The following is a 26,374-nucleotide window of genomic DNA, read 5'->3' as shown; positions in this document are numbered from 1 at the left end:
CACATAATTTAAAAGGAACCTCTGATTACGTTTTCGTTACAAATATATTTTGAAATGATCAAATGCAGTGGTTTGTATGGTTGATGTTAGCTCGAAAAGACATCCTTATAGGTCTCTCGCAAAATATTTTTCTGTACCTTACCCATCGTATTTCTCGGTAGCGCTTCAACTATAAAATAGCGCTTTGGCTGCTTAAAACGCGCCACTTGATCTTGCATGGCCTCTTTTAAAGCATCCTCTTCCAGCGTTGCGCCTTTTTGTGCCACAACAACCGCAACAACACCTTCCCCAAAGTCCTTATGCGCCACACCGATGACCGCGCTTTCAAGAACGCCCGGCAATTCATCAATCAGAAGCTCAACTTCCTTGGGGTAGATATTAAAACCACCAGATATAATCAGGTCTTTACCGCGACCAACAATGCTGAGATAGCCGCGCTCATCTATGACGCCCAAATCGCCAGTTATAAAAAAGCCGTCCTCGCGAAATTCCTGTTTGGTCTTGTCGGGCATCTGCCAATAGCCCTTGCAAACATTGCGCCCACGCACTTCCACCACTCCAATTTCACCATCAGGCAGCAGCGCGCCGCTTTCTGGTTCGCATATTCTTATTTCAACATCTGGCAATGGAAAGCCGACGGTGCCCGCACGACGTTCCCCATCATAGGGGTTGGACGTATTCATATTGGTTTCCGTCATGCCGTAGCGTTCTAAGATGCGATGACCGGTGCGCTCTTCAAAGGACACATGTGTTTCAGCCAGAAGTGGGGCGCTACCCGAGACAAAAAGACGCATGTGAGCAGCCTTTTCACGTGTGAACCGCGCATCATCAAGAAGCCGCGTGTAGAAGGTGGGCACGCCCATCATTGCGGTTGCCTTAGGTAAGGCTTCAAGCACGGCATCTACTTTGAATGATGATTGAAAAATCAAAGAGCTGCCCGCAAGCATCGTCGTATTGGTCGCGACAAAAAGCCCATGCGTGTGATAAATCGGCAAGGCATGTAGGAGGATATCGTCTTTTGTGAATCCCCAATAATCCACCAGCACTTCAGAATTTGAAAGTAGATTATCATGGCTTAGCATCGCGCCTTTGGAGCGCCCTGTTGTGCCCGATGTATAAAGGATCGCGGCCAAATCATCGGGGCCACGCGCCACTGTCTCAAAGGGAGTGCCATCATCGGGCACATTTTCAAAGAAGCTGCCCGCGTCAATGTCTGGCGACGACCAAACGCCCATGGTCTCAAGTTTCGCACCGTGTTTTTTGGTGAGCGGTGTTAACGCTTCAGCCATCTGGGGACGACAGACAAAAAGGGCGGGCTTCGCGTCACCCAAAAAATAGTCCAGTTCATTCGCAGTATAGGCGGTATTCAGCGGCAGGAAGATTGCCCCTGCCCGCACTGTTGCCAAATAAAGCATCATGGCTTCTATGCTTTTATCAACTTGCACCGCGACACGGTCACCCGGTTCCACGCCAAGATTGACGAGACGATGAGCAAAGCGTCCCGCAACATCATCCACGCTGGCATAGGTATAATAACGCCCATCTTCCATCGTCGCAAAGATGCGTGAAGTCGCTGTGCGGCCTTGTTTTAAAAGTGCATCATAAAGTGTGTTCGTCATTTTGCTTCTTACGTTGCTGGGCCCATCACAGTGTCAGGTAGCCATGTTGCTAAATCTGGAGCCAAACAAAGCAAAATAATAGCAATCACCATACAAGCCACATAAGGCAAAGACCCCAACAAGATGGTTTTGAGGGATATATCCGGCGCAATGCCATTTATCACATAAAGGTTCAAGCCCACAGGCGGAGAGATAAGCCCAATTTCCATATTTATTGTCAGTATGACCGCAAACCAATAAGGGTCAAAGCCCGCTGTGGTGACAATAGGCAGCAATATTGGAGCCGCCATCAAGATGACAGCGACCGGCGGCAAAAAGAAACCAGCCACAAGCAGGAACACATTGATTGCACCCATCAAGACCCAGCGGTTAACCTCCAGCCCACCAATCCATTCAGCTATCGACTGAGTGATAAATAGACTTGAAAGCATATATGAAAAAACACCGGCTGCCGCGATGATGAAGAGGATCATCACACTTTCACGGGTTGAATCGCGCAAGACCACCCAAAGGTCCTGCGGGTTCCATAGCTTGTAGATGATGACGGCAATCATCATACACAAAAGCGCCCCGACTGCGGCCGTTTCTGAAGGCGTTGCGACACCACCATACATGGCATAGAGAACCCCGAAGATGATGAGTATAAACGGCAAAACACGTGGCATGATTTCAAAGCGTTCGCGCCATGAAAAGCTCCGCCCGCCAAGCGCGTCACCCGCACCCGACTTCCATGTGGAATAAAGCGACCAAGCCATAAACAGGCTCACAAGCAAAATACCCGGAATGACGCCAGCTAGGAATAAACGTCCGATCGATGTCTCTGTAGCAATACCATAGACAATCATTGTCACCGAAGGCGGGATCAAAATGCCCAATGTGCCACCTGCCGCGATTGAGCCGGCTGCAACACCATCTGGGTAGCCGCGCTTGCGCATTTCAGGGATGCCCATTTTACCGATAGCGGCGCATGTGGCTGGTGATGAACCAGACATCGCAGCAAACAATGCACAGGCGCCCAAATTTGAAATCACCAAGCCTCCAGGTACTTTCGTGAGCCAACGATCCAGCGCTTCATAAAGGTCAGCGCCCGCTCGCGTTGACGAGATAGCAGCCCCCATGATGATAAACATAGGAATCGATAAAAGCGCGAAATTATCAAGTTTGCCGAAAAAGATTTCAGGCATCAGCTCAAGCGATCGCGCACCATCGAAGATAATCAAAAAAACACCAGCGACGATCAGCAATCCGCTGGCAACCGATACGCCGGAAAAAAGAACAATAATTGTTGCCAGAGCAACAATAAGACCAAGTGTAATAGGATCCATTATTCCGCCTCGCCTGTTTCAAGGCCGAAAGGTTTATCTATATTCATAACAACTGCAAAAAGATCAGCAATAAGCTGTAAGATGAATAAACCAAATCCAATGGGCATTGCTATATATGGTATTGCAAGCCTGACACCCCAAACCGTGTCGGATGTCCACCCACGTTGAAATGCAATGTGCCATAATTCAAAGCCATATATCAGCATAATGAGCATGGTGATGATGGTTGCGGAAAGGGTTACTATAGCCAAAAATTTCCGCAAAGCTTGTGGCAACATCAGCGGGATGAGATCAACATTCACATGACCTCGCAGACGCTGCACATAGGGTAGACCGATCAAGGTTGCCCCTACCATCAGATAGACCACCATTTCTGTCTGCCAGATCGTAGAATGATTGAGAATGAATCGGACAAATATCATCTGACACGTGATCATAACGGCAGATAAAATCATAAAGGCTGCCGCCACGCCACACATTGAAGATAAGAACGCGACACCACGCAAAAAAGGATTGCCGCCTGTCTCAGCAGCCGTAACATTTAATTTCGTTGCCATGCAGAAGCTCGGGAAATGTATTTCTGAAAAAATGGAAAATAGCAGGAGAAAGGAGTTCCTTCCTCCTGCTGTAATGTTTTACTCGACCGCAAGTGCTTTATCGAGCAATGCCTGTCCGCCAGGAACTTTTTCAGCAAAGTTTTTGTAAGAAGATGCCTTGGCAATTGCTCGCCAAGCATCAAACTCAGCAGGTTTCATATGAGCAATTTCAACACCTGCTTCTTTATAGGCTGCAACTGATGCTGCATCCTGTTTTTTTGCTTCTTCAAGATAGAAAGCTTCAGCTTTAGCAGCACCGGCTTTAATCGCAGCCTGCTGCTCAGATGTCAGGCTTTCAAACTTCGATTTATTCATCATCAATGGCTGATACATGAACCAAAGCGCGACATCACCAGCTGGTGTATAGCATTTTGCCTGCTCGTAAATACGGTAAGATACGAAAGACGATGACGATGTATTAGCCGCTTGAAGGACACCTGTTTGCATAGCGTTATAAATTTCGGATGACGCCATAGATGCAATTGAGGCACCGGCTGCAGCCAACATTTGTTCAAACGATTTACCGGCGGCGCGGGTTTGTAGACCCTTCACGTGATCCGGTGATGTGATACAGCGGTCTTTTCCAACAAAACCACCCGCAAGATAACCATGCACCAACACCATCGTGTCATCTTCTGCCATGATTTTTTCGATATCACCCATGAAATCAGATTTATTCAAACGCGCTGCATGATCGTGATTTTTCACCATACCAGGCATTAATGTCAGATTGTATTCAGGTCGTTGACCAGCTGCATAAGCAAGTGGGAAAACTGTCATATCCAATTGACCACGGCTCAAAGGCTTATATTGCTCACGTGGTTTGAAGAGTGATTTAGATGGAAAAATCTTGATATCAAGATCAACATTGGCCGCAGCTACTTCTTTGGCCACAATCTCTGCCACTTTATGGCGAACATCAGATGTTGACCATTGGTGTGACAATCTCAGTTCGGCAGCTGATGCAAAGCCTGCCATACCAATAGTGATTGCGAGACCAGCTGTTGCCGTTTTCAAAAATTTATTCATGTGCTTTTTCCTCCCAGAGAGACACCATAGATTTCCAGCATTCCTCCTGCCGGACGAAGTGATAGATCACCTTAGATTTCAAGTAATGTCAAGAACATTGTATACAATTTTTGTATTGTGATATGCAAAATTTCACGCTAGCATTATTACATGACAAAACGCAGTGCCGACATCATTAAAGACTACCTTGAAGAGGCCATCCTTCTTGGGGAATTTTCAAATGGTGATCGGCTTGATGAGGTGCGCCTTTCTGAAAAACACGCAGTATCGCGTACGCCTGTCCGTGAAGCTCTGCGTATGCTTGCGGCTTCTGGCCTTGTTGATCTGATCCCTAATCGTGGCGCTTTTGTCAGGTTTCCCAGCATTCGCGAAATTGTTGAAATGTTTGAAGTTATGGGAGAACTTGAAAGTTTAGCCGCAAAACTTGCAGCAAAGCGCATAACAGATAAACAAATGACCTCTTTAAATCATGTCTGCCTAGCATGCGCCCAGGCACAGCGCGCCCAAGATCAAGCGCTTTATTATCAGCAAAACGAGCGCTTTCACCATTTGATTTATGAAGCCAGCGGCAGTTCTTTTTTGATAAGCGAAGCCAAAAAACTCTATCGGCGCCTCCACCCTATTCGTCGTATGCAATTGCAAGCGCGCGGCAGACTAGCGCAATCAATGGATGAACACACCGCCATCCGAAATGCTATTGCAAGCGGTGATGGCGATTTAGCTGGGCGATTGCTGCGCAATCATATTTTGATTCAAGGCGAAAAATTCAATGACCTTCTGGTTGCCTATGAAAATGAAGCCGAACTCAAGACAGGTTAAATACTTTCAATAGATAGTGAAGATTCACAAAAGAGATTGCACCGCACTTTTTTTGACCGCATAAGCAAAATTAAGTAATAATTGCCCCTACAGCTTGCGATTTAAGCCTAGTGCCTATATTGCAGCCTGTGCGCGGAATAATTTATCCTAGAATTATGAGTGGCCCAAGGTTCGAATATGACAATACATATTAAAGATGTTGACGCGGTTGTTTCAACCCAGCGCTCCGCATTGATGGCTGAACAACAAAGCGACGGGCATTTTGTATTTGAGCTTGAGGCCGACACCACCATTCCATCGGAATATGTTTTGTTACGTCATTTCCTTGGTGAAATTGATGCCCCGCGTGAAGAGAAAATCGGGCGATATGTCCGCGCATTACAAAATGAAGATGGGTCATGGCCGCTCTTTCATGGCGGCATCGGCAATGTATCTGCCAGTGTCAAAGCCTATTGGGCGTTGAAGCTTATTGGCGATGACATTGATAGCGAGCACATGACCCGCGCCCGCGAATGGATTTTAGATCAAGGCGGCGCTGCCACGGCTAATGTATTCACCCGTATTGCAATGGCTCTCTTTGAACAAGTGCCATGGCGTGCTGTTCCTGTCATGCCTGTACAAATGATGTTGCAGCCAACATGGTCCCCCTTTCACATTTCAAAAATGTCTTATTGGGCGCGCACCGTTCTTGTTCCTCTTCTTGTGCTTTTTGCTTTGAAAGCAAAAGGGGATAATCCGACAGGGCGAGACATCAGTGAGCTATTCGTGCTGCCACCTGAAGAACACAAAGTTTATAACGTCAATCATACTGGTTCACCTTGGGGCTCTGCCTTTTTACAACTCGACAAATTCTTGCGTAAGATCGAGCCAAGTGCACTTAAAGTTGGCAAGCAAAAAGCAATAGATAAAGCCGTTACGTTTTTTACAAATCGTCTCAATGGTGATGATGGCTTAGGCGCTATTTATCCTGCGATTGCCAATACGGTGATGGCCTATCGCGCCCTAGGATATGCGGAAGATCATCCAGACATGATAACAGCGCGCGCAGCTGTAGAAAAACTCTTCACTGATCGCGGCGAACAGATATACTATCAGCCATGTCTTTCACCTGTATGGGACACATGCCTTGCAGCGCACGCCATTTTGGAATCTGGTGATAGAGATGACCCCAAGCTAAAAGCGGCTCTTGACTGGTTGAAAGACCGTCAGATACTCGACGTTAAAGGCGACTGGGCCGTGCGTCGACCCAATGTACGCCCCGGCGGCTGGGCCTTCCAATATGAAAACGACTATTACCCCGATGTGGACGATACAGCCGTTGTTATTCTTGCCATGAATAGGCAAGGCAGCCCAGACTATAATGAAGCGATTGAGCGGGGCTGCGAATGGGTTTTGGGGATGCAATCCTCCTCTGGTGGTTGGGGAGCTTTTGAGCCGGAAAATGAACATTATTATTTGAACCATATTCCTTTTGCCGATCATGGCGCCCTGCTCGATCCGCCAACGATTGACGTAACCGCGCGTTGCGTCGGTGCTTTGGCACAGGTGGACCGTGTGCGCTATGCTAAAGCCATCAATAAGGGCGTTGCCTTTATCAAAAAAGAGCAAGAAAAAGACGGCTCATGGTTTGGTCGTTGGGGCGCAAATTATATTTATGGCACATGGTCAGCACTGGTCGCACTGAAGGGCGCTGGCGAAGATATGAAGCAGCCCTATATCCAAAAAGCGGTTACCTGGCTGAAAGAACAACAAAACGAGGACGGAGGCTGGGGTGAAGGCCTCGAGACCTATAATATTGAGCTCAAAGGCCACCGCGAAGCATCCACTGCCTCTCAAACAGCATGGGCATTGATGGGGCTGATGTCTGCCGGAGAAACGGAAGACAACAGTGTTCGCAACGGTATCGCCTATCTCTCTCATGCCCCCAAAGAAGGCGCGCGCTGGAAAGAAAAATATTGGTCGGGAACGGGTTTTCCAAAAGTATTCTATTTGAAATACCACGGCTATGCGGCTTATTTCCCGCTATGGGCTATAGCACGTTATAAAAACCTTATGGCTTCCAATGATCGCGACGTGAAATGGGGAATATGATTCTCCAAGTGATTCAATAAAAAACCCTGACAGTTACATCAGGGTTTTGTTTTTTCTAAATATATTTTGTTTATCGCTAGCCCGCTTTTGCTACAGCGCGCTTTGCCATCACGTTTACGATGTTCGCGCGGTAGTCTGCGTTACCGTGCATGTCTGACATCAAATCATCTACATCAGGCATGATATCCGCTATAGCATTGCTTGAGAAATTTGATGCAAGCGCTGCTTCCATCGCGCTTTCACGATAAACTCCATCAGAGCCTGCTCCTGTGACGGCAACGCGAACAGAGCCATCGCTCAGTTCAGCAACAAAGACACCAGCGATCGCATAGCGCGATGCAGGATTATCAAACTTTGAATAAGCAGCCCGCTTTGGCTTTGGGAATGTGATCGAGATAATAATCTCATCTTCTTCCAATGCGGTTGCAAACATACCATCAAAGAATTCATCGGCGGCAATCGCGCGCTTACTGGTGTTTACGGTTGCATTCAAACCAAGCACAGCGCTTGGATAGTCTGCGGCTGGATCATTATTGGCAACTGAGCCACCCAATGTTCCCATATTGCGCACCTGTGGGTCGCCAATGTCGCCGGCAAGCGCGGCCAATGCTGGAATGGCATCGCGCACCTCAGAGGAGCTGGCGACATTCGCATGGGTTGTGCCTGCGCCGATTGTCAGATCCGTTCCATTTGATGAAATGCCCTGTAGCTCGCTCAAAGCGCCCACATTGATGACATCGCTTGGCGCTGCTAAGCGCTGTTTCATTGTCGGAATTAATGTCTGTCCGCCACCGAGAAATTTTCCATCGTCCGCCGCATTCATTGCGCTTGTGGCAGCTTCGACACTTTCGGGTTTGTGATATTTGGTTTCATACATTGATACTCTCCCTTATTCAGCCGCGTCGCGCGTTGCCACTTGCTGAATAGCGTTCCAGACTTTTTGTGGGGTTGCGGGCATGCTCAAATCATTATTACCGATTGCATTGGTGATCGCATTGATGACCGCAGGCGGAGAACCAATGGCACCTGCCTCACCACAGCCTTTGATGCCGAGTGGATTGGACGGCGATAGTGTTTCGTGGTGCGATACCTGAAAATCAGGCAAATCATCTGCGCGTGGCATACAGTAATCCATATAAGAAGCTGTTTGCAGCTGGCCACTGTCATCATATGTGACCCCTTCCAGAAGGGCCTGTCCGATGCCTTGAGCAAGACCACCATGCACCTGACCTTCAACAATCATCGGATTGATGATTTTGCCAAAGTCGTCAGCTGCGACAAAGTCTATAATATCGCTCACACCTGTCTCAGGATCGACTTCCACCTCACAGATATAAGTACCTGCCGGGAAGGTGAAATTGGTTGGGTCATAAAATGCCCCTTCCTTCAGGCCCGGCTCCATGCCCTCAGGCAGATTGTGAGCCGTATAAGCGCCAAGACAGACTTCATGCCAGCCAAGTTTCTTATCAGTGCCAGAGACTTTCACTTCTCCATCTTCAATCACGATATCGCCTTCATCGGCCTCAAGTAGGTGGCTGGCGATTTTCTTCGCTTTCGCTTCCACCTTATCAAGCGCCTTGACGATGGCAGAAATGCCAACAGCACCAGAACGTGATCCATAGGTCCCCATACCAAACTGCACTTTGTCAGTGTCGCCATGAACAATCTGGATGTTGTCGGTGGGAAGACCAAAACGCTCTGCCACAACTTGTGCAAATGTCGTCTCATGCCCCTGCCCGTGACTGTGAGAGCCAGTGAGTATTTCTATGGTGCCGACCGGATTAACGCGCACTTCCGCGCTTTCCCAAAGACCGACGCCTGCACCGAGCGAGCCAACGGCTGCTGACGGTGCGATACCACAGGCTTCAATGTAACAAGAAAAGCCAATGCCGCGCAGTTTCCCTTTAGCCGCACTTGCTGCTTTGCGGGCTGCGAAACCATCATAATCAATGGCTTGTTTTGCCGCTGTCATGGATGCATTAAAATCACCAGCATCATAGCACATGATGACAGGTGTTTGATGCGGGAATTCCTGAATGAAATTCGCCTCGCGCAAGTCAGCTGGATCAACACCCAGTTCACCTGCCGCCGTCTCCATCATCCGTTCTAGCAAATAAGACGCCTCAGGACGCCCTGCCCCGCGATACGCATCGACCGGCACAGTATTGGAATAAAGCGCCAGCACGTTCGCGTAGATATTGGGAATGTTATATTGGCCGGAAAGCAGCGTTGCATAAAGATAGGTTGGCACAGAAGACGAAAACAGCGACATATAAGCGCCGAGATTTGCCTCTGTTTTAACGCGCAAGCCTGTGATCTTATTGTTCGCATCAAAAGCCATTTCCGCAGTTGAGACATGATCACGTCCATGGGCATCTGTGAGGAACGCTTCTGTGCGATCCGATGTCCATTTCACTGGCTTGCCACCAATTTTCATACTGGCCCAAAGACAGATAATCTCTTCGGGATAGATATAAATCTTAGAGCCGAAACCACCGCCAACATCTGGGGCAATGACCCGCAGCTTGTGTTCGGGAGCTACATTATAAAATGCAGATAAAACAAGCCGCGCCACATGAGGATTTTGGCTGGTTGTATAAAGCGTATAGTGATCTTCAGCCGGATTATAAGAAGCATTGGCCGCGCGTGGTTCCATCGGGTTTGGAACCAGACGGTTATTGGTAATTTCCATACGGGTCACATGCGCTGCCGATGAAATCGCGTCATCTGCTGCTGCCTGATCGCCAATTTCCCAATCGTAAATCACATTGTTTGCCGCTTCGGGGTGAATCTGTGGTGCACCATCAGCCAAGGCGTCCGCTGTGGTGACAACCGTTGGCAGAACATCCCAATCAACCAGCACTTCTTCTGCCGCCGTTTTGGATATCTCTTTTGTTCTGGCAATGACAATCGCAACAGCCTCGCCCACAAAGCGCACTGTTTCTGGTGCCATGGCGGGCCATGCGCCCATGTTCATAGGCGAGCCATCTTTTGAATGGATCATCCAACCACAGATAATATTACCAATGCCGTCAGCGACCAATTGATCGCCGGTCAAAACATCAATCACTCCGTCCATCGCTTTGGCGGCACTTGTATCAATGCTTTTTATTTTCGCATGAGCATGGGGGGAACGTACAAAGCTTGCATGAAGCTGCCCCGGCAATGTGATGTCATCTGTATATTGTCCGCGCCCTGTAATGAACCGCTTATCTTCCTTGCGCAACGTACGTGCGCCAATCCCGTCAACTGCCATATCGCATCCTCCCGATTTGAATGGACTTTAAAATTATATCTCTGGTTACGCCATCGCCTCTGAGGCGGCTTTAATCGCTTTCACGATATTGTGGTAACCAGTACATCGACAAATATTACCTTCAAGCTCTGATCTAATTGTCGCTTCATCGAGCGGGCTTCCATGTTTTTTCACCATATCAACCGCGGCCATTATCATGCCGGGCGTGCAATAGCCGCATTGAAGCCCATGATGCTCACGGAAGGCTGACTGCATAGGATGCAACTCTGCGCCATCGGCTAAACCTTCGATTGTTGTCACCTCAGCGCCTTCGGCTTGAGCGGCCAGCATGGTGCAAGACTTTACGGCCTTACCATCCACGTGCACAACACAAGCACCACATTGCGAGGTGTCGCAGCCAACATGCGTGCCTGTCAGTTCGCAATCTTCTCGTAAAAACTGAACAAGCAACGTTCTATCCTCAACATTCGCCGAACGTGTCTCCCCGTTTACTTTCATCGAAACAGTCGTCATCAATTCCTCCCTAAATTCTGACTTTTTTAATTTGAAACAAAGCGACATCAAATTGCAAGGAAATATTCCCGTATTACTTTGCCAACCGTCTCAATTGCAGCGTCATCGATATCAAGATGTGTAACTAGCCGTATTGTCTCCTTCGGCGCTCCAAATATAATTCCAGATTTTTGCAAGTGAGAATAAAGCGGCTTTACATGCGTTGGATCAAGCTTGACGAAGACCATATTCGTGTCCACGCGATCGCGCTCCACCTTAAAAGCATCAAAACGTGCGAGTACATCTGCAAGGTCAGTAGCACGCCGATGATCTTCGGCAAGACGCTCAATATTGTTGTCCAATGCATAAAGGCCACATGCTGCCAAAACACCTACTTGGCGCATGCCACCACCTAGTAATTTTCTGTTGCGTCGTGCGCGTTCTATAAAATCCTGTGGACCGGTTAGAACAGAACCAATGGGTGCCCCTAAGCCTTTGGATAAACACAAGGAAACCGTATCAACGCTTTCAACTAGACTGCTTGCCTTTTGATTGGATTTAACGGCCGCATTCATCAATCTTGCACCATCGAGATGCGTATTTAATTCGTGTGCATGAGCAAGAGCAGCAATCTCATCAATGCCCGCTTGATCTTGCACACGACCATAGACTGTATTTTCAAAACAAATTGTGCGGGTAATAGCATAATGCGGGTCGTCTTCCTTGATGGCTCCTTTGACCGCTTCAGCGCTCAAGCCACCGCGCTCATCAACTGGCAAATGAAAAGGCGCAATACCACCTAAAACTGCTGCTCCCTGCGCTTCATAACGCGCAATATGATAGGCATCACCGCTGATATATTCTTCACCCCGACCACAATGCGTCAGAAGAGCTATGAGATTACTTTGCGTCCCCGAGACGACAAAAAGCCCAGCTTCTTTTCCAAGAAGTTCAGCCACCCTTTCCTCAAGCGTATTTACGGTCGGGTCATCACGATATACGTCATCGCCCACGACAGCAGATGCCATCATTTTACGCATCTCACTTGACGGGCGCGTCACAGTATCGCTTCGAAAATCAATGACGCTTTCATCAGTTTTATATGATTTACTGCTGTACATACATCAAATCTCCTCTCGCTTACTTTAGGCTCACCAATGCATGGCCCGTTACGTTCCGTAGCGCAAGCCCAATAGTCAACCATCAAAATTTCAATAAGTAATTAGCGCCTCAACAAAGTTGCGACGCACAAAGAAAATGCTGCAACGCACACTGAAAATTTAATATATTTTTTTGATTAAAATAAATGCATATTGCATTCACTTTTGGTAAGCTATTGTTTTATATAGATTTAATATAAATGTATAATCACCCCTATCAATTGCATCTATTGGTAAAATATGATGTTCTATTAGGTGGAGGAATTTAAATAATGCAGACTAATGCAGCCATGGCCCATGAGCGGAAAAACGTGAGCGACGAAGATAAACTGCGCGCGCAGTTATACACGTTGCTAGGGCATCTCTTGGCTCGCGAGCCTTCAACAGAAATTATTTCTGTTGTTCGTGGTTTGCAGGGTGATGATAGTGAGCTTGGCAAAGCCTTCCAATCTTTGGCCGCACAAACCGATAAGCACAACAAAAAATCCATCTGCCGCGAGTACAGTGATTTATTCATTGGAATGGGGCGTGGTGAGCTTGTTCCCTATGGTTCTTATTATCTAACTGGCTTTTTGAACGAAAAACCGCTCGCCAAATTGCGCAAAGCTATGCGTGAACTGAATATCAAGCGCTCTGATGACGTGAAAGAGCCAGAAGATAACATCGGTTCGCTGATGGAAATGATGGCAGGCCTTATTGAAGGCAATTTTGCTGGCGTCGTTGACGACAAAACACAAAAAGAATTTTTCGAACAACATATCGCGTCATGGGCTCCGCATTTCTTCAAAGATTTAGAAAAAGCGGAAACCGCACAGTTTTACAGGCCAGTTGGGAGAATTGGTCAATTATTTATGGAGATCGAAAAAGCAGCCTTCTCTATGGAGTGAGGCTGTTTTTGGATTGATGAGGTAGATGCAGACCTTATCTCGGTTTTGAACGAAACCGAAAATGAACAAAACGGCATCAAATAGAGGAGGTGCTTATGGCACATAAAGAAGAAATGACGAGTGATCGTCGTAGCTTTCTCAAGATGGCAAGTGTGGGAACACTGGTCGGCGGCGCTGCTGCTGTAACCGGTACTACGGCGCAAGCTTCGGAAGAGCCAAAGATCCATGGATCTGGGTATCGTGAAAGCGATCATGTGAAGAAAGTATATGAGCTGTCGCGGTTCTAGGAACTATTCGCGGCATCTTTATTGTTTGGCCTTTTAAAAGGCTGGATATCGAAACACAAGAAAACCGGTTCTAACAATAGAACCATTAGGAGGAAACATGCTTAGGAAGAAGACAGGTGGGGTTGCGAATGGCCCCCGTTTGTCATCTGCCATTGCAGAACTGGCAAACACCGGCTTAGATCGCCGGGCGTTTTTGAGACGGTCAGGTCTCGCTGTCGGCGGCATTGCTGCTGCTAGCGCGATTACGGTCGGTTCCGTTCAAAAGGCGGAAGCACAATCAGCATCAGTCAAAAAGGTCGTAAAATCGATCTGCAGTCACTGTTCAGTGGGATGTACTGTCGTTGCTGAAGTTGAAGATGGTGTATGGGTCGGCCAAGAGCCGGGCTTTGATTCACCATTTAACCTTGGCGCTCACTGCGCAAAAGGGGCTTCTGTTCGTGAACACGCTCACGGCGAACGCCGTTTAAAATATCCGATGAAATTAGTCGGCGGTAAATGGGAACGCATGAGTTGGGATGACGCCATCGAAGAGGTTGGTGGCAAACTCGATTCAATCCGCACAGAAAGCGGCCCGGATGCTGTCTACTGGCTCGGTTCTGCTAAGCATAGTAATGAACAAGCCTATCTGGTTCGTAAGTTTGCTGCCTATTTTGGCACAAACAACGTCGACCACCAGGCTCGTATTTGTCACTCAACCACAGTTGCAGGTGTTGCGAACACTTGGGGCTATGGTGCGATGACAAACTCCTACAATGATATCCATAATTCACGTTCTATTTTCGTGATTGGCGGCAATCCTGCCGAGGCACACCCTGTTTCTCTTTTGCACCTACTTAAAGCAAAAGAAGAAAACAACGCACCAATCATCGTTTGTGACCCACGCTTCACGCGTACGGCTGCACACGCTGATGAATATGTGCGCATGCGGCCTGGTACGGACGTGGCCCTTATCTGGGGTATTTTGCACCACATCTTCAAAAACGACTGGCAGGATAAAGAATTCATCCGTCAACGCGTTTGGGGTATGGATCAAATCAAGGAAGAAGTTGAAAAATGGAATCCTGAAGAAGTTGAGCGTGTTACAGGTGTTCCAGGTTCACAGCTTCATCGTGTAGCGCGCACATTGGCGCAAAACCGTCCAGGTACCGTGATTTGGTGTATGGGTGGTACTCAGCATACCAACGGTAATAACAACACCCGCGCTTACTGCATCTTGCAGCTGGCTCTTGGTAATATGGGTAAAGCCGGCGGCGGCACAAACATCTTCCGTGGTCATGACAATGTTCAAGGGGCGACTGATTTGGGCGTTCTGTCACACACATTGCCTGGTTACTACGGCCTGAAAACTGGCTCATGGAAACATTGGGCACGTGTTTGGGACACAGACTACGACTACTTGCTTGGCCGTTTTGCTTCCAAAGATCTAATGGAAGGCAAAGGTATTCCAGTATCTCGCTGGATTGATGGCGTACTCGAAGATGCTGACAAGATTGACCAGCCGACAAATGTTCGCGGTATGGTTTTCTGGGGTCACGCACCTAACTCACAGACACGTCTGCCGGAAATGGCGAAAGCCATGGAAAAACTCGACGCTCTCGTCGTGATTGATCCTTATCCGACAATGTCTGCTGTGATGAGTGAGAAGAAAGACAACATCTACCTTCTGCCAGCTTCAACACAGTTCGAAACTTATGGTTCTATCACCGCTTCAAACCGCTCTATTCAGTGGCGTGAGAAAGTTTTTGATCCATTGTTCGAATCTCTGCCTGACCACGTTATCGCTTATAAATTAGCGAAGAAATTTGGTTTCGCCGATGAGTTGTTTAAAAACATCAAAGTGGAAAATGACGAGCCGCTGGTTGAAGACATCACCGCAGAAATCAATGCGGGTATGTGGACGATTGGTTACACAGGACAGTCGCCTGAGCGTCTTCGTGCGCATATGGCAAACCAGCATACATTCGATCGCACAACGCTTCAGGCTGTTGGTGGTCCGGTTGATGGCGAATACTACGGTATGCCATGGCCATGTTGGGGTACGGCTGAAATGGGTCACCCAGGCACACCAATCCTCTATGATCCATCCAAATCTATTGCTGAAGGTGGTCTTACCTTCCGTGCTCGTTTTGGTGTTGAAAAAGATGGCGATAACCTTCTTGCTGAAGGATCTTGGTCCGTCGATTCAGGCATTGAGGATGGCTATCCAGAGTTCACTATGGCTATGTTGCAAAAACTTGGCTGGGATGGTGACCTGACAGCAGATGAACGCGCTGCGATCGATGCTGTTGCTGGAGAGAAAACCAACTGGAAAACCGACCTTTCAGGCGGCATCCAGCGGGTTGCTATCGAGCATGGTTGTGCACCGTTTGGTAACGCGAAGGCGCGGTCCGTGGTCTGGACATTCCCAGATCCAATTCCGCTCCATCGTGAGCCACTCTACACAAACCGTCGCGATCTGGTTGCAGACTATCCAACATATGAAGATCGTCAGGCTTATCGCTTGCCGACTGCATATGCGTCGATCCAGAAGAACGACTTCTCCAAAGACTTCCCAATAATTTTGACCTCAGGTCGACTTGTTGAATATGAAGGTGGCGGTGAAGAGTCTCGTTCTAACCCTTGGCTTGCTGAACTTCAGCAGGACATGTTTGTCGAAATTAATACAAGCGATGCCAATGATCTTGGTATTCGTGATGGCAAGCAAGTCTGGCTATATGGTCCAGAAGGCGGGAAAGTCAAAGTCATGGCACTGGTTACCGAACGTGTGGCAAAAGGCGTCGCCTTCATGCCATTCCACTTTGGTGGTCACTTCCAAGGCGTTGATCAACGCGACAAATATCCAAAAGGAGCGGATCCATATGTTCTTGGTGAAGCATCCAACACGGCACAAACGTATGGTTATGACTCTGTAACGCAGATGCAAGAAACCAAATGTACGCTTTGCCGCATCGAAGCCGCGTAAGGAGGAGATTACAATGGCAAGAATGACATTCCTTTGTGACGCTGAACGCTGCATCGAATGCAACGCCTGTGTCACAGCTTGTAAAAACGAAAATGAAGTGCCTTGGGGGATCAACCGCCGCCGCGTCGTCACATTGAATGACGGTAAAGCGGGTGAACGGTCACTTTCCATCGCCTGTATGCATTGTTCTGATGCACCTTGTTCTGCTGTCTGTCCTGTAGATTGTTTCTACAAAACAGACGACGGTGTAGTGCTTCACTCAAAAGACCTTTGTATCGGTTGTGGCTATTGCTTCTATGCGTGTCCGTTTGGCGCGCCGCAATATCCGCAGGCTTCCAATTTCGGAACTCGTGGTAAAATGGACAAATGTACTTTCTGTGCCGGTGGCCCAGAAGAAGATATGTCCCAAGCCGAATTCGTCAAATACGGTCGTAACCGTCTTGCCGAAGGCAAACTGCCACTTTGTGCTGAAATGTGTTCCACTAAAGCCCTTCTCGCCGGTGATGGCGATGTGGTCTCTGCCGTTTATCGTGAGCGCGTCGTCGCTCGTGGCTTCGGTTCAGGCGCATGGGGTTGGGGCACAGCCTATGGTCAAAGATCAGGTGGCTAATCAGCGCCATTAGACACTAAACCATAACGCCAAGAATTATGGTTAGTATCTAACTGCATCAAGAAGGCGGCTTTTCAAAATACGAGGAGCCGCCTTTTTATCTCAGGGATATATAATAGATTGCAGGGTGAAAACCCTAGCAACGGGAGAGAAGCCTGTGACACATTACAAAAATTGGCGTGCTGAAAAATCGCATGCAAAAGCCATCACTAAACAGGATGATGGTAAAGCTAAAAAACTTATGATTTGGATGATGGCAGCGCTGTTTTTGCTTGGCGCCCTCACCTTAATGACCTCAATCAGCTCAGCCCAACAAAATAAGTTTGAAGAGCCGAGCCCGATAGAAGGTACGGTACCGGGTGCTTCCCAAGGAGTAACATCTGATTCTGATTTATGGCGCACATTAAAAAGCGGTGGAACGGGTAAAGTTTCCGATAGAAATCCAGCAGCAAAGACGGCTATTCAGACGAATGGCATGGACTGGCTGCGCATTCGTAACGGCGCATTTCCAACCTATTCAGCTTGGGGCATCTTGGGCATGATCGCTCTTTTGGGTATTTTCTTTGGTCTGCGCGGGCGCATCCGCATTGGCCATGGCGGCCCGTCCGGTGAGACGATTTTGCGTTTCAAATGGATAGAACGTATGGGCCATTGGCTGCTTGCGTCGAGTTTCATTATTCTAGCCTTGACCGGCCTCAATCTCGTCTATGGTCGCGAACTCCTTATACCACTTCTCGGCAAAGAAGCCTTCGCCACTATTACAGTCTACGGAAAGCTTGCTCATAACTATGTAGCTTTTGCCTTTATGGTGTCTTTAGTATGGGTCGCAATTACATGGATACGCCACAACATTCCACACCCACGTGACATCATGTGGTTCTTGAAAGGTGGCGGCATACTTGGTGGTGCGCATCCTGCGGCTAAGAAGTTTAATGCCGGTCAAAAAATCATTTTCTGGATGGTTATTTTAGGCGGAGTCTCTTTGTCCTTGTCTGGCTGGGCTTTATTATTCCCCTTCACAACAAGCTATTTTGCAGGCACTTTTGGAGCCATCAATTCAATATTTGGGACCGAACTTCCCGCCGTATTGACTGGTATTCAAGAGCAGCAATTCGCGCAGTTATGGCACGGCATAATGTCAGTTGTTATGGTGATCATTGTCATCGCGCATATCTATATCGGTTCTGTGGGTATGGAGGGTGCTTTTGCAGCCATGAGTGATGGTAAAGTTGATCGCACATGGGCAATGGAGCATCACAGCCTGTGGGTTGAAGAAGAAGATGCTAAGGTTGAAAGTCAGCCACGCACTGAAACGATTCAACCAGCAGAATAGCTTTGTCTCAAAAGCTTGCCCTTTTTTTCAAAAACTTGAGTGCGGTGGTTATAGCCACCGCACTCAGCCTCGCGATGGGGCAACGAGCGCTGTCGCAACAAACTTTCCCCTCTAAGCTTGAGGGGCACGGCGGTCCTATTCGTTCCATCAGCATTTCTTCTGACGGTAAAACGGCCCTCACCGCCTCTTTCGATTACGGCATCATTGTTTGGGATTTAACGATCCATGGCGCGAAAATTCGCCACCGCCTTTCAGGTCACGATGCGGCTGTGAATGATGTGAGTTTTGTTCCGAATACAAATGAAATCGTCTCCGTGTCTGACGACGGCAGCTTTGCTGTTTGGGATATTCAAAGTGGAAAGATCATCGCAAAACTTAATGATACCGGCGATAAAGTTCTCGATGTTGCTGTATCCGCTGATGGCAAGCGCGCCGCCATAGCGAGATGGGATGGAACAGCCCGCTTGTTTGATATCAAAAGCCGCTCAGAAATCGCACGCCTTGAAGGCCATCGCGGCAATGTCAATGCGGTCACATTCTCAGCCGATGGGCAAACTGTCTATACCGGCTCTTATGATGGCACCATTCGTTCATGGGATGCGGCCAGCGGCGCTTTTCTCGATCCCGTATATAACTTTGGCTGGGGCATTAATGTTCTGGCAATGGCACAAAATGATAAGTCACTGGTTTTTGGTGCACTGGATGGCACCTTAAGTGCCGTTGATCTCACTAAAGTTGGCGAAGCAAATCAGATAGATAAATATGACCGTCCGGTCTTATCGCTCAGTGTTTCTCCAGATGGTAAAACCATTGCATCGGGTGATGGGGCGGGTTTCATCCATCTGTATGAAACTGAAACGATGAAACCTAAGCGTGAAGCTGCCGGGTCATTTGGTCCCGTTTGGGGTCTTGCTTTCACGGGTAATGAGGATGCACTTTATCATGTGGGGCTAGATGATTTTGCAAGCTTCCATGATTTTAGTAACAATAGTGGCTTTCAACCCGTACAGAGTAAATTCCCGCGACGGTTTCAGCTTTCTGATTCAGAAAATATCGGCCAACTTGAATTTCAACGAAAATGCTCTGTCTGTCATACATTGAAACCTGATGGAGCAAATCGTGCTGGTCCGACTCTTTATGATGTTTTTGGACGCAAGGCTGGCACCTTAGTTGGCTACGATTATTCAGACGCTTTAAAGGTCTCGTCAATTATCTGGAATGCAGATACAATATCTCAACTTTTTGACGATGGGCCAGATATCATGGTACCTGGCACAAAAATGCCAATACAACGATTAAAATCGATTGAAAAACGCGCAGAACTAGTAGAGTTTCTGCGTATAGCAACCGCACCTAAAGAGAATAAAAATGCGGGTGTAAATGGAGGAAAAAAACAATGAATTCAGTACTCAGCGGTATCGCAGTAATGCTTCTTATCTCGGTGATCGCAGGCTTTGCCCTACAATCACAGTTCAACAAGTCTTCAGGTGAAAGCTATACATCACCTAATGGTTCAGTTCGCTTAAGCAACTAAGACCAACCACAAAACTATTCTTTTAAGGAGTCGTCATGTCAGACGATACATTCAATATGTCTATGCGTAAGTTTCTGAAGCAGGTGGGTGTCACCTCACAACAAGAAATAGAACGCATCGTGCGCGAAGCTGATCTTGCTGGTCGTTCCAAACTAAATGTCAAAGTTGTTTTGACGGCTGAGGGAACCGATCTCAATCATGAGGTTGAAGGTCAAATTGACCTTTCGTGAGTAAGATGACACCACAATTTCCGCCTCTGCTTACCAGCCATGAATTGAAGGTTGGTCAAAGCCCTGCCCGCAAAGCAGCGGCTGGAGCATTAAAGGGTAAATATGGCGCAGGCGATGTTTTGTGGCTGCGCGATAACGATACGCTAGATTATGCCGTTGTGCTGGAGCCAGAGGTTGACCGCACAAAAGCGCTCGACATGATTTTTGTGCAAATGGTAGCGCTCGGTGATGCCATCGGCGCCATCGGGCCACCAGAGCTAGCAATTACTCATCACTGGCCGAATAAAATTCTAGCCAATGGGGCCGAAATTGGTAGTGTTCGTGCCATTTTGAGCGAAGAGGATGACGTGGATGGTTATCCTCGCTTCATGGTAATTTCAACTCATATCAATGTCAGACCAACAGCGGACAACATTGATCCCGGCCTTGACCAAAGTCGCACCACACTTTGGGATGAAGGATGCGGTGACCTTGATGCCATGATGGTGCTGGATTCAACCGCACGGCATTTCATGAGCTGGATGCATACATGGGATGAAGAAGGCTTTCAGCCGGTTCTCACTCAGCTTGATGGCCGTATGGTGCAAGGTCATGCCCTTTCCATCACCGATATCGACGGCACCTTTCTTGGGCTCGATGAAAGCGCCAATCTGCTTTTAAAGCATGATGGCGGAACGCAGCTCGTAGCAGTTACTGATGGACTTGATACAACAATCATGGCGCATGTTGAATGAAACTCCTGAAGACCATCCACTTCGACCAGACAGACAACAATGTCTATGACATAACCGCTGAAGGTGATGAATGGGCTATTTCTGGAGCGTTCAGCTTTTCAAATGCGAGCGAAGATGACCTCAAAGGCAAAACCAAACAGGCATTCACTAATGGCTTTCTATCATTGGAAAGCTTTGGCCGCTCCACTTTTGCAACGGTCAGCGAAATTGATGAAGATACACAAGCAAAGCTGGTGGAAGCACTGGGTCTACATTTTGTCGAACACTATGGTGCACCAGCTCTGACACCCGCCTTACCCATCGCGCAAAATGAACTGACATTCATTGCCGATCTTTGCGCTGAACATCCCATCAATACTGTGTTTACGGTACGTCGGTTTTTCGATGATGCTGGTGAAATTCATGAAGAATATAGAACGATCACGCCTCCATCAGAGCCGTTACATACCCGCGTATGGGAGATTGTAGAAGAATGAAAACCGACAGCCAAACAACCGAACCTGTTTTTTGGAAGTCTGCTGGCTTCCATCTTGTGAGTGTAAATGCTGATGGCTGGTTAAACATCACGGCCGATCTTTTGCGCGCTTATTACACACGACCGGAAATCCACCCTGTTGAAGAATCGTGCGCTGATGAGCATCGACTTTTTGAAATGCTGATGGCCGATCCCTTTGTGACGATTAGCGCTGAAGATATTAAAACCATCAAAGATGAAGCCGCGCGCCAGAACTATCAAATCATTCTCGATTATCGCGACTTTTTGGTGGATCACGGCAGTATTGAAGCGGCCTATGCAGCCCTGTTCAAAACCGGCACACAGATAACCATACCGCCCCTGTTTATCGACCAGTTGACCCATTTGATTATGCGCAATGTAATGGATGGTTGTGAAGACCCCATGCAGCTTCGCGCCGCCGAAATTTTCTTTCGCGATCAAAAGGTGACTACGGAAGATGGGCAACTGATGTTTGCTGACAGCGAGATACTTGATCTGCGCCAAAAAGACGGTGGGCTTGGTGGATTGGGTGCCTTGATTGCAGAAAGTGGCACCCCGCTTCGCGATGTATCACTTGATATTTTAAGTGAAGAAAACAAACATACTTATTTTGAACGCTCAGATCGCTTTGATACGGCCATTGATTTCCGCTTCACTGAACCGGCAAATGATGCTTTTGCCCGCGTTATTGAGAAATGGGTATCGCATTTTTTCAAGATCAGAACTCGGGTTCAACCTTTGCAATCCATCAAGGATGAAACGTGGCGATGGCATATCGGCCTTGATGCAACAGCGACCGCTTATCTGAATGGATTATATGAGGGAGAAATCGACTTCGATCCAACCACAACACGGATCGCTGGTCTTTTTAGCCTCATTTTCTTGAACAAAAACGACGCAGACACCGCAGTTGGGGATAAACCTGTCTATCTAGGGCTTGCGGTGAATGCACAAAATGAGGTTAAATTGAAACCACAAAATTTACTCACTAACTTGCCGATACGCGCAAGAGATAGCTGAGCCACTGGGGGGAAAAAATGACTGCTGCAATAGAAAACCGTTTTATTCATAGTAACTGTGCTCGCTTTTTGGGCTTAGCGATTGGCGTTGGCGCTTTGGCTTTCCTATTCATCAACTGGGAATCTGAGATCAAAGAATTCTACACTTCTGTTACCGATGGCGAGAAAACACCTATCGTGCAAACTGCCGGTGAACAGCGCGTCAAAAATGACAATCCAGCTTTAGCAGCCTGTCTTGAGGAACGTGTTGGTCATGTCGGCCAGATGAAAGCTGACGGTGTTATCAATGACCATCAAGCTGAACAATTCGCAAGCCGCGCCCGCTCGCTTTGTCATTCGCAAAACCCGGGCTAAGCGTAAGGCACATTTAATGGCAAGCGAGCTATCTCGCTTGCCTCATGCCGAGAATTTAAGGCCGGATAAACGCCAATCATTCTCTAATTTTAGTGCTTGATCAGAAAATCATCCACTGACAGACCCTGCTTGTCGCTTTCAATATAATCATCAGTGGTACGAATGCGCGGGCGCTCGCCTGAGGCAAAAGGATCTTTCCCACCTTCAGCTTGTACGGCAACGCGGCAATCCCCGCACATTTTAAGCAGTTCTGCGCGTTCTTCGCCTTCATACATGTAATGCTTGCCAGCCAATTGGTTCGAGATGCGATCGATTGTTGATTTTGTTGCAAAAGGAGTGCCGCATCGAACGCACTCAAATGGCTCTTCTTCGTTCAGTGTGATCGGCTGCATGGCATCTGCTGTCCAATCAAAGCGCGGCTCAAGCGAGAGTGCTTTTTCAGGGCATGTTTTGACACAAAGAGAACATTGCACACAGGCCTGTTCAACGAAGCGAAGCTGCGGCGTATCAGGTGTATCAAGAAGCGCGTTTGCAGGACAGGCTGAAACGCAAGCCATACACAAAGTACAAGCATCAATATCAATATTGACACGGCCATAGGGTGCATTTTCTGGTAAATCAATCGGCGCATCGATGTTCGAATTTTCAGCAAGTTTGCTAATTGCCAGACGAGTCAGCGCACGTTTCTCGCCAACTGCAGCAAAAGTTGCAACCGGCAAATCAGCCACCTCCAAGCCATAAAGCACCTCTTCGAGCGCATCAGGATCTGGGTTTGTTGAAGAAATGATGCTTCCCTCTATTTTCAAGGATTGAGCAATAGATTCGGTAAGATTGATCTCGACCTCAAGCCCATCAAGTTCTTCCGATTTTTGTGGGTCGTTCAAAAATACAATTGATCCAAAACCGCCAGAGAAAGCGGCCAGCATTTCTGTGTGACCAAACACGGTTGTTGAATGTACGGCGAAAGGGATAACATTATCCGGCAGGCCACGCCCAAAGCGCGATACAGCGTCAATCAGTGGTGAGCCATATTCTTCATCATGCACGAGGAGTGCAGGCTTCTCGCCACCTGCCTTATTATAATTTTCACACAATGTGAAAAGGCGCTGAATGATATCTTGCCGGTTTGGGTAATTATAAGAAATGGCACCGCTTGGGCAAACCGCATGGCAGGAGCCGCAGCCGCCACAAATAAGTGGATCAATGGCAACATGATCGCCATCTTCCCCAATGGCGCCCGCAGGGCACACATCGAGACATTTGGAACAGCCCGTTTTTTGATTGCGTGAGTGGGCGCAAATATTAGCGTCATAATCGACATAAATCGGCTTTTCAAATTCGCCCACCATATCGCTTAGATCAAAGATTGCCCGCATCACAGCCGCAGGATCAGCTGCGTCAACATGAGCATAGCCATCGCGCTTGTGGTGCCCCGACACCATGGCAGGTTCACCGCTCATATCAAGGATAAGGCTACAACGTGATTTTGCGTCGTTCTTGGCCATCACAAAGGCTGGCTCATTGCGTGAAGATGGCACCAATGGCGCGTAATTATCTACTGTAATATCATAGCCACCCAAGGAACCTGATACATTTTTCAATGTGCCTTGATATATTGCAAAATCAAGGACTTGCGGCAATATAACGTCACTTGCATCGCTTAAAATCAAGGTAACAGATAAACGAGGCGACAGTAATTTCGCGGCCTCAAGCGCTTCTTGGCCCTTACCATAAACAAGACACAGACCATCTGATTGAATTGATCGTAGACGCGCAGGCTTACTATCCAGTGTTGCCTCAGCAATGAGAGCTGCAATTTTTGCATTCGCGGAAGAAGATGTTTCGCACCAACCGGCCCGCTCGCGTATATTCACATAGCGCGCATCAGCGCCCAAGCCAGCTTCATCAATGACTTCAGAGAACAAGGGAGCTTCTTGTGTACAGGCAACAATCAGCTGCCCTTCAGCGCTTGCCTCTTTTTCAAAAGCAGACAAATCACGGCGACACAAATTAGTATGAACTTTAAGCTCATCCACACCAAGTGCTTCACCGATAACTTTGCCATCAAGCGCCATGGTCTTTTCACAATTACAAATAAGCACACGCGGCAGATCGCCCATGAATTCCTCCCAAAATATCACAACATACACAATCACGACTTGGCCAATTTGGCAATTAGCCTAGAGTCACATACTCATAATTGATGACAAAAGGAGCTTCTTACAGCTAGTATAGTAACAATGCTCTTGGAGGAGTTGAATGTGAGCACTGATGCTTTTGAAAATGTGGATGATATTATAACAAAGCGTGAGATGAAAATCCCGCTTGGTATTGTCATTGAGAAACGAAAATCCAAGCACCCGTGGGGGGATTGGATATGGAAACCTGTTGAGGTTATTCCAGGTGCCGCCCTCATTGATGATTGGGTGACGCTCCAAGAAGGCGAAGACTGGACTCACTACCATATAGCCACATTACAGCTGGTTCTTCATCGCAAAGAAACCGAAGCATTCAAAATGAACCTTGAGAATGAAGCTCCTCATCTTTATGTGGTTTTGCGTGAAAATGATGATCCTACAGGTCGGCCAATTGAGGCGCATATGGTTACAGCTTCGCCTTATGACGCTCAAGATTATCTCGATACATCAGAAGATATAATCGAAAAAGTGCCTATGCCATCGGCCATATTCGAGTGGATAAAAGCATTCGTACAAGAGCATCATAAAGAAGAGGTTTTCATAAAACGTCGCCGCGATAAACTCGATATTGATGAGCATAAATTTGGCAAGTCACCTATTTTTGCCACAACAACACGGCATTAAACGACAATGACAAAACAAGAAAACAACGAAGGGTTTATGTCGCGTTGGTCTAAGCGCAAACAAGCTGTGGCCGCTGGCGAAGAAGTACTTGATGTTAGCCCGCAGATTGCTGAGGAAGCAGCCAGCGATGTTCCTTCTGAGATAAGCGAAGAACGCGCCGCAGAACTTGAAGCTAATAAACTAGCTGCCGAAGCCATTGATCTTGAATCATTGAAATATGACTCTGACTTTTCTGCCTATTTCAAAGACGGTGTGCCATCACTTCTCAGACAAAAAGCCATGCGTATTTTATGGCGGTCAAACCCGATCTTGGCCAATGTTGATGGTCTTTGTGATTATGATGATAATTTCGCAGACCCTGCCCTCATTTTGAAAAAATTCGAATCCGCTTATCGCATCGGAAAAGGATATCTTTTTGAAGAGGAAGACACAGAAAGCGAAGAAGAGCTGGAAGCAGTTGCGCAGGATGCTCAAGACGATGAAGACGAAATGCTAAACACTGAAGCTGAAGCCTATAAGAAAGAGCAAGAAGCCTTGGCTGAAGCCAAAGAGACTAATGATGAAATGCCTGACATTGTTGCCCTTGATGATGGTGAGCTTGCCTTAGAAGAAGTCCCGATTGAACGACCCCGCGTATCACTGCGTCAACGCTTGCAGTTTGATACTTAATCACAGACGCTTGGGCACGCCCTAGATACCAAAACAAATCCTTTTTGATT

25 protein-coding genes are annotated in these 26,374 nt (G+C 47.6%); 16 read left to right on the top strand and 9 right to left on the bottom strand.

Annotation, left to right across the window (positions count from 1 at the left end; translation table 11 throughout):
• Positions 1-86 precede the first annotated feature (86 nt).
• The 4 genes from ABJ081_08220 to dctP all read right to left on the bottom strand — a co-directional run bounded on the left by ABJ081_08220 (position 87) and on the right by dctP (position 4,569).
• The gene (locus ABJ081_08220; protein ID MEP6356653.1) at positions 87-1,619 is read right to left on the bottom strand and encodes a malonyl-CoA synthase; all 1,533 of its coding nucleotides are present in this window, start codon (positions 1,617-1,619) and stop codon (positions 87-89) included.
• A gap of 8 nt (positions 1,620-1,627) precedes the next feature.
• Positions 1,628-2,944, bottom strand: coding sequence for a TRAP transporter large permease (locus ABJ081_08215; protein MEP6356652.1), 1,317 nt, complete (start codon positions 2,942-2,944; stop codon positions 1,628-1,630).
• Positions 2,944-3,501, bottom strand: coding sequence for a TRAP transporter small permease (locus ABJ081_08210; protein ID MEP6356651.1), 558 nt, complete (start codon positions 3,499-3,501; stop codon positions 2,944-2,946). The genes ABJ081_08215 and ABJ081_08210 overlap by 1 nt, the downstream gene beginning before the upstream one ends.
• 78 nt (positions 3,502-3,579) lie before the next feature.
• Positions 3,580-4,569, bottom strand: a complete 990-nt coding sequence (gene dctP / locus ABJ081_08205) for a TRAP transporter substrate-binding protein DctP (GenBank protein ID MEP6356650.1) — start codon at positions 4,567-4,569, stop codon at positions 3,580-3,582.
• A 150-nt stretch (positions 4,570-4,719) separates the two neighbouring features.
• On the opposite strand from dctP, the gene ABJ081_08200 reads away from it, so the two are divergent.
• A complete protein-coding gene (locus ABJ081_08200; GenBank protein ID MEP6356649.1) occupies positions 4,720-5,388 on the top strand; it encodes a GntR family transcriptional regulator in 669 nt (222 codons plus the stop codon).
• A gap of 177 nt (positions 5,389-5,565) precedes the next feature.
• Positions 5,566-7,479 carry a squalene--hopene cyclase gene (shc, locus tag ABJ081_08195; protein MEP6356648.1) on the top strand — a complete coding sequence of 638 codons (1,914 nt, stop codon included), beginning with the start codon at positions 5,566-5,568 and terminating at the stop codon, positions 7,477-7,479.
• A 76-nt stretch (positions 7,480-7,555) separates the two neighbouring features.
• On the opposite strand, the gene ABJ081_08190 is transcribed toward shc, so the two are convergent.
• Genes ABJ081_08190 through ltaE form a run of 4 tightly spaced genes read right to left on the bottom strand, consistent with a single transcriptional unit; the run spans position 7,556 to position 12,348 of the window.
• Positions 7,556-8,356, bottom strand: coding sequence for a xanthine dehydrogenase family protein subunit M (locus tag ABJ081_08190; GenBank protein ID MEP6356647.1), 801 nt, complete (start codon positions 8,354-8,356; stop codon positions 7,556-7,558).
• 12 nt (positions 8,357-8,368) lie between these two features.
• Entirely contained in the window at positions 8,369-10,735 is a 2,367-nt protein-coding gene (locus ABJ081_08185) for a xanthine dehydrogenase family protein molybdopterin-binding subunit (GenBank protein ID MEP6356646.1), read from the bottom strand.
• 45 nt (positions 10,736-10,780) lie between these two features.
• Complete coding sequence (locus ABJ081_08180; protein MEP6356645.1) at positions 10,781-11,248, bottom strand: (2Fe-2S)-binding protein; 468 nt, start codon at positions 11,246-11,248, stop codon at positions 10,781-10,783.
• A gap of 47 nt (positions 11,249-11,295) precedes the next feature.
• Positions 11,296-12,348, bottom strand: a complete 1,053-nt coding sequence (gene ltaE, locus ABJ081_08175; protein ID MEP6356644.1) for a low-specificity L-threonine aldolase — start codon at positions 12,346-12,348, stop codon at positions 11,296-11,298.
• Between the two features lie 311 nt (positions 12,349-12,659).
• Between ltaE and ABJ081_08170 the strand changes: the two genes are divergently transcribed.
• From ABJ081_08170 to ABJ081_08115, 12 genes are all read left to right on the top strand, one after another.
• Positions 12,660-13,274, top strand: coding sequence for a molecular chaperone TorD family protein (locus tag ABJ081_08170; protein ID MEP6356643.1), 615 nt, complete (start codon positions 12,660-12,662; stop codon positions 13,272-13,274).
• Between the two features lie 95 nt (positions 13,275-13,369).
• Complete coding sequence (locus tag ABJ081_08165) at positions 13,370-13,561, top strand: twin-arginine translocation signal domain-containing protein (GenBank protein ID MEP6356642.1); 192 nt, start codon at positions 13,370-13,372, stop codon at positions 13,559-13,561.
• 97 nt (positions 13,562-13,658) lie between these two features.
• Entirely contained in the window at positions 13,659-16,523 is a 2,865-nt protein-coding gene (locus tag ABJ081_08160; protein ID MEP6356641.1) for a formate dehydrogenase subunit alpha, read from the top strand.
• Between the two features lie 13 nt (positions 16,524-16,536).
• Positions 16,537-17,133, top strand: coding sequence for a formate dehydrogenase FDH3 subunit beta (gene fdh3B / locus ABJ081_08155; GenBank protein ID MEP6356640.1), 597 nt, complete (start codon positions 16,537-16,539; stop codon positions 17,131-17,133).
• 157 nt (positions 17,134-17,290) lie between these two features.
• The gene (locus tag ABJ081_08150) at positions 17,291-18,466 is read left to right on the top strand and encodes a formate dehydrogenase subunit gamma (protein MEP6356639.1); all 1,176 of its coding nucleotides are present in this window, start codon (positions 17,291-17,293) and stop codon (positions 18,464-18,466) included.
• Positions 18,467-18,468: 2 nt separating this feature from the next.
• Positions 18,469-19,866 carry a c-type cytochrome gene (locus ABJ081_08145; GenBank protein MEP6356638.1) on the top strand — a complete coding sequence of 466 codons (1,398 nt, stop codon included), beginning with the start codon at positions 18,469-18,471 and terminating at the stop codon, positions 19,864-19,866.
• Positions 19,863-20,000, top strand: coding sequence for a hypothetical protein (locus ABJ081_08140; GenBank protein ID MEP6356637.1), 138 nt, complete (start codon positions 19,863-19,865; stop codon positions 19,998-20,000). The genes ABJ081_08145 and ABJ081_08140 overlap by 4 nt, the downstream gene beginning before the upstream one ends.
• A 35-nt stretch (positions 20,001-20,035) precedes the next feature.
• Positions 20,036-20,230, top strand: coding sequence for a DUF6494 family protein (locus tag ABJ081_08135; protein MEP6356636.1), 195 nt, complete (start codon positions 20,036-20,038; stop codon positions 20,228-20,230).
• 5 nt (positions 20,231-20,235) lie between these two features.
• Positions 20,236-20,964, top strand: coding sequence for a biotin/lipoate--protein ligase family protein (locus ABJ081_08130; GenBank protein ID MEP6356635.1), 729 nt, complete (start codon positions 20,236-20,238; stop codon positions 20,962-20,964).
• Positions 20,961-21,440 carry a DUF6505 family protein gene (locus tag ABJ081_08125; GenBank protein MEP6356634.1) on the top strand — a complete coding sequence of 160 codons (480 nt, stop codon included), beginning with the start codon at positions 20,961-20,963 and terminating at the stop codon, positions 21,438-21,440. The genes ABJ081_08130 and ABJ081_08125 overlap by 4 nt, the downstream gene beginning before the upstream one ends.
• A complete protein-coding gene (locus ABJ081_08120; protein MEP6356633.1) occupies positions 21,437-22,480 on the top strand; it encodes a DUF6352 family protein in 1,044 nt (347 codons plus the stop codon). Before ABJ081_08125 ends, ABJ081_08120 begins: the two co-directional genes overlap by 4 nt.
• Before the next feature lie 17 nt (positions 22,481-22,497).
• Entirely contained in the window at positions 22,498-22,833 is a 336-nt protein-coding gene (locus ABJ081_08115) for a hypothetical protein (protein MEP6356632.1), read from the top strand.
• A gap of 89 nt (positions 22,834-22,922) precedes the next feature.
• Here ABJ081_08115 and ABJ081_08110 read toward each other — a convergent pair whose 3' ends face one another.
• Positions 22,923-24,953 (bottom strand): 4Fe-4S dicluster domain-containing protein, encoded by a 2,031-nt coding sequence (locus tag ABJ081_08110; protein ID MEP6356631.1) that lies wholly within the window; start codon positions 24,951-24,953, stop codon positions 22,923-22,925.
• 141 nt (positions 24,954-25,094) lie between these two features.
• Between ABJ081_08110 and ABJ081_08105 the strand changes: the two genes are divergently transcribed.
• Both ABJ081_08105 and ABJ081_08100 read left to right on the top strand, forming a co-directional pair.
• Positions 25,095-25,655 carry a DUF3305 domain-containing protein gene (locus tag ABJ081_08105; GenBank protein ID MEP6356630.1) on the top strand — a complete coding sequence of 187 codons (561 nt, stop codon included), beginning with the start codon at positions 25,095-25,097 and terminating at the stop codon, positions 25,653-25,655.
• 6 nt (positions 25,656-25,661) lie between these two features.
• Positions 25,662-26,324 (top strand): DUF3306 domain-containing protein, encoded by a 663-nt coding sequence (locus ABJ081_08100; GenBank protein ID MEP6356629.1) that lies wholly within the window; start codon positions 25,662-25,664, stop codon positions 26,322-26,324.
• Positions 26,325-26,374: the final 50 nt, after the last annotated feature.

It is taken from the genome of Hyphomicrobiales bacterium (assembly GCA_039989895.1).
Taxonomy (GTDB): Bacteria; Pseudomonadota; Alphaproteobacteria; order Rhizobiales; family JACESI01; genus JACESI01.
Note: the sequence above shows the minus strand (reverse complement) of the source record. Positions and strands in the feature narration are given on the sequence as shown.